This is a genomic window from Kribbella sp. (genome assembly GCF_035687465.1).
Classification (GTDB): domain Bacteria; phylum Actinomycetota; class Actinomycetes; order Propionibacteriales; family Kribbellaceae; genus Kribbella.
Map to the genome: position 1 here is coordinate 1 of NZ_DASRXP010000152.1, position 5,072 is coordinate 5,072.

Genomic DNA, 5,072 nt, shown 5'->3' on the forward strand with positions numbered 1-5,072 from the left:
GTTGACGGCGGATCTGGAGTACGACGCTGTTGGTGGGCTGACGCTCGGTGCCGACCCGGTGGCGATGTCGATGCTGCATGCGGCTGCCCAGCAGGGTCGCAAGCTGGATGCGTTCGTGGTTAGGAAGGCCGAGAAGACGCATGGACTGCAGCGGCGGATCGAGGGCCCGGACGTGAAGGGTCGCCGGGTGCTGGCCGTCGAGGACACCTCGACTACCGGCGGTTCCGTCCTCACCGCCGTCGAGGCCCTGCGCGAGGCCGGCGCGGAGGTAGTCGCCGTGGCAGTGATCGTGGACCGTTCCACCGGTGCTCAGGAGAAGGTGGAGTCCGAGGGCCTGGAGTACCGCTCGCTGTTCGGCCTCGAAGAGCTCGGCCTATGAACATCAGCCCCGTACTGATCGTCGGCATCACGGTCCTGGTCGGCGTCGGCCTCGTCTACTTCAACTACCTCGCCGCGAAGAAGCGCCGCGAGGCGTTCGCCACCTTCGCCGCCCAGCAGGGTTTCAGCTACCAGCCGGCGAACAACGCGTTGGCGAACCAGTGGGGCGGTACTCCGTTCCAGACCGGCGACCGCTGCCGGGTGGCGAACGTGCTGTCCGGCGCGTTCCAGGGCCGGCAGATCGTTGCCTTCGACTACAGCTACCAGACCCACACCTCGAACGGGAAAGGGCAGCGGCGCACCACGACGCACAAGTTCGGCGTCGTCGTGATGCAGTTGCCCGGGGCGCTGCCGCACCTCGAAGTGACCCACGAGGGCATCTTCGGCGGCGTGGTCGCGAACGCGTTCGGGTTCGCCGACCTGGAGTTCGAGAGCGAGCAGTTCAACCGGGCGTTCCGGGTGAAGGCGGACGACCAGCGCTTCGGTCACGCCGTGATCCACCCGCGGATGATGGAATTGCTGCTGGCCCGCGGCGAGATCGGCTGGCGGATCGAGGGCAACTCCCTGGTCGGCTGGGACAAGGGTGCCCATGCCCCGCTCGAGGTGATGAACCGGCTGCAGTTGCTGCAGCAGGTGGTCGACCACGTCCCGCCTTACGTCTGGCGCGACTATGCCGGCGTCGACCCGCGGATGAGCGCCTGATCCGACCAGCGCGATGAGCGCCTGATGCGGCCGGCGCGATCAGCCGCCGCGCGGACCCGGTGCACCGTAGAGTCGCTGGCGAGCATCACCAACACTCGGGAGCAGGCAATGGTCGTCGTCCTCGTCGTGATCGTCGCGATCCTCGTGATCCTGGCCATCGCGCTGATCGTCTCGTACAACCGCTTCGTCAAGCAGCGGAACCTGATCCAGGAGTCCTGGCGGCAGATCGATGTCGAACTGCACCGCCGCTATGACCTGATCCCGAACCTGGTGGAGACTGTCCGGGCCTTCGCGGCGCACGAGCGGCACGTGTTCGAGGAGGTCGCCCGGCTCCGCACCCAGGCGGTGAACGTGCAGGGCGCGTCGCCGGAGCAGCGGGCGGCCGCCGAGGGTGAGCTGTCCGGCGCGCTGCGTCAGCTGATGATCTCGGTCGAGGCCTACCCGCAGCTGCAGTCGAACCAGAACTTCCTCAACCTGCAGCGCGAGCTGACCGACACCGAGGACCGGATCGCGGCCGGCCGGCGGTTCTACAACGCGAACGTGGGTGACTACAACACCCGGATCGAGGCCTTCCCGTCGAACCTGATCGCAGGCGGCTTCAAGTTCGAGAAGGCCGGCTACTTCGAGGTCCAGGACGAGACCGTCCGGGCCGTCCCGCAGGTCTCCTTCGGCACTGTCGGCTCGGTGACGGGCGAGCAGGTGCCGCCGCAGCCGCAGCCGGGCGCGCCCTCGTCGGGCCAGATCCAGCCGGAGATGCCGGGCGGCAACCAGCAGCCACAGGTCGGCCAGCAGCCAGGGTTCGGCCAGCAGCCAGGGGTTGGCGGGCCGCCTGCGGGTACCCCTGGCCCGCAGGACGGCCAGCCGCCCTTCACCGGCGGTAACTAACCGCCTGGTGGTCTAAATTCAGGCCCGGAAGGGGCGACGGTCACTCGCCACTCCCGGGCCTGCCCTCCCCCCGGTACCGCGGACTACATTGCTCCCCACGGATACATCCGGCGTACATCGCGACGTAGATCTCCGGGGTCGAGGCTTCCCGCCGGGTGTGGCGGGGTGCCACGATGTAGCGGGCAACCAGGTGAGAGGGCAGCAAAGTGGATCGTCTGAGGTACGAGATCCTCGGACCTCTGCGTCTCGGCCAGGTCCAGGGCCAGCCCCTACGCGCCAGTAAACCTCGCCAGCTGCTCGCCACCCTGCTGCTGCACCCGAACCGTTTCGTCTCCACCGACCTGATCGCCGACGCCCTCTGGGAGGGCAGTCCGCCACGCTCGGCGACCGCGAACATCCGGACCTACGTCCGCGCCCTGCGCGGTGTGCTGCAGGAGGCCGGGCTGCCTGCGCCGATCGACACGTCCGCGGCCGGCTACAGCATCGAGGTCGGCGTCGACGAGCTCGACTCCAGCCTGTTCGAGTCGCTCCTGGCCGAGGGCGGTCACCTCCGCGATGCCGGCGAAGCCCGCCAGGCGATGCAGGTGCTGTCGCGGGCCTATTCCTTGTGGCGGGGTCACCCGCTGGAGGATCTCGCCGTCTCCTCCGCCTGGGAAGGCTCGATCGGCCGGCTGGAAGCGCAGTACCGGAGTCTGGTCGACGGCCTGCTGGACCTCCGGCTCGAGCACGGTGACGCCGCCGGTGCCGCCGTGCTGCTCAGCGGCCGCATCACCGAGGACCCGTACGACGAGCAGCTGTGGCGGCGGCTCGTCGATACGCTGCTCGCCGCGGGACGAACCGGCGAGGCCCGCGCGGCTTATGCGAAGGCAGTGAAGACGCTGGCCGATGAGCTGGATGTCGAGCCAGGCCCGGATCTCGAAGCCGCAGGCCTGCGCGCCCAGCACGGAAGCTCCGCCAACTGGCCCGACCCAGGCATCCCAGCAGCCCGTACTACGGATCGCCCGGGCGCGGCGGATCCGCCGGACGTAGTACCGGGGATCATGACGGCGCCGGTCCTCACCGATCCGCAGCGGCCGCCCAGCCAGCTCCCACTGGATCTGCCCGACTTCAGTGGCCGCGAAGAACTCCTCGAACAACTCCGCGACCTGGTCTGCGGGCGGGATCCCGTCCGGCCGCCGATCGCCGTGGTCTCCGGAGCACCCGGCACCGGCAAGAGTTCGCTGGCGGTCCGGCTCGGCCATCTGGTCAGAGAATCCTTCCCGGACGGGCAGATCTACCTGGAGATGCGCGGGGCCACCGAGCCGCGCGATACGGGTGGTGCCCTGACCGATCTGTTGTTGAGCCTGAACATCCCCGACTACGCGATCCCGCCGGACCCGGAGCGGCGCTCGGCGATGTTGCGGTCCGAGCTGGCCAGCCGGCGGGTGCTGATCGTGCTGGACGACGCCGCGGCTGCTAGCCAGGTGGCGCCGCTGATGCCCGGTACCGGCGCGTCGGCGGTCGTCGTCACCAGCCGGAACCGGCTGATGGATCTCGCCGGTGCGGAGCTCATGCCCCTCGACACCTTCAGCGACGGCGAAGCCGCCGAGCTGCTCCAGCGGGTCGCCGGCGCGGGCCGGGTGGACAGCCGATCCGCGGCGGCCGAGGAGATCCTTGCGGCCTGCGGCAACCTCCCGCTCGCGATCCGGATCGTCGCCAGCCGGCTGGCGCAGCGGCCGGACCTCAGCGTCAGCGAGCTGGCCCGGCGGTTGAGGGACGAGACCCACCGCCTGGACGAGCTGAGCATCGGCGAGCTGGCGGTCCGGACCAGTGCCGATCTGAGCTACGGGTCGCTCAGTGCGGAAGAAGCCCGGCTCTACCGGCTGATCGGCCGGTTCGCGGTCGGCGTGTTCTCGGCCCGGACGCTGGAGTCGGTCGCCAGCCCGTCCTTGGTACGCCGGAGCCTGGATCGCCTGATCGAGGTCAACCTGGTGCAGATCAGCTCGGTGGACGCCACCGGCAAAGCGCGGTACCGGGTGCACGACCTGCTTCGACTGCATGCGATCGGGGCCGGCGACGAGAGTGAGAAAGCCCAGGCGCTGAAGGACCTGGCGACGGTGCTGGACGCGCTGCTGCAGAAGGTCCGGCGGGCTTCGGCGGCCCTCCCGTTCGGGTACTTCGGGGTGCTGGAGACCCAGGGTCCGCTGCTCTCGCCGGACCCCGAGCCGTTCACCAGCGCGGATGCGATCGCCTGGTTCGACAGCGAGCGCAACAGCTTCGTCCCCGCGATCCGCGCCGCCGCGCAGAACGGCCTGCACGAGTACGCCTGGCGGCTGGCTGCAGCCTGGGGTCCGTACCTCGACATGCGCGCCTACTTCGACGACTGGAACGAGTCGCACCAGCCAGGCCTGCTCAGTGCGATCGCCTGTGGGGATCGCCGTGGCGAGGGGATTCTCCACCGCAACCTCGGACAGCTCGCGCTCTACCGGGACGACTGGGGCCCGTGCTGGGAGCACCTGAACGCCGCCGCGACGATCTTCGCCGAGACCGGCGACCGCCTCGGTGCCGGTGTCGCCGGTGTCGGACTCGGGACCTGGTTCCGCGAGCACGGTCGCCAGGACGAGGCGCTGGCGCAGTACGAGGGTGCCGTGCAGGCGTTCGTCGAAGTGGGCGATGCGAACTGTGAGGCGACGGCTCGGAGTGCGGCGTCGTCGATGTGGCTGGCCCGGAACGACACGGTGACGGCCGGCCGCTATCTGGCCGAGGCGTTCCTGCTCGGGGTGCGGATGGGGGACAAGCACCGGGAGGCGAAGGTCCGCCGCCGGATCGCCGCGCTGCGCGCCCACCAGGGCCGGCACGACCAGGCGGTCCGGCAGTTGCAGGCCTCGCTGGCGATCTTCAACACCCTCGGTGACGACCACTGCGCGGCGTACGCGCGGGCCGAGCTCGGAGAGGCGCTGATGGCCATCGGCGAGGACGCTGCCGCGCGGCGGATGCTGCTGGACGCGATCGAGATCGGCCACCGGCTCGGCGACCGGACCGTGGAAGGTCAGGCGGCCCACACCCTCGGCGGCCTGTACGCGGGCATCGGCAACGGCGAGTTCGCCCGGCGCTACTTCGACCGCGCG

At 70.0% G+C, this 5,072-nt stretch carries 4 protein-coding genes; all 4 read left to right on the top strand.

What is annotated here, in order from left to right; genetic code table 11:
* Positions 1 to 379: phosphoribosyltransferase family protein (locus tag VFG33_RS07710; RefSeq protein ID WP_325023895.1), on the top strand; the 379-nt coding region annotated here is incomplete at its 5' end.
* The gene (locus tag VFG33_RS07715; RefSeq protein WP_325023897.1) at positions 376 to 1,080 is read left to right on the top strand and encodes a hypothetical protein; all 705 of its coding nucleotides are present in this window, start codon (positions 376 to 378) and stop codon (positions 1,078 to 1,080) included. The genes VFG33_RS07710 and VFG33_RS07715, both read left to right, overlap by 4 nt.
* A 24-nt stretch (positions 1,081 to 1,104) precedes the next feature.
* Positions 1,105 to 1,965 (top strand): LemA family protein, encoded by an 861-nt coding sequence (locus VFG33_RS07720; protein WP_325023899.1) that lies wholly within the window; start codon positions 1,105 to 1,107, stop codon positions 1,963 to 1,965.
* A gap of 206 nt (positions 1,966 to 2,171) precedes the next feature.
* A partial coding sequence (locus VFG33_RS07725; RefSeq protein ID WP_325023901.1) for an AfsR/SARP family transcriptional regulator occupies positions 2,172 to 5,072 on the top strand: 2,901 nt, incomplete at its 3' end.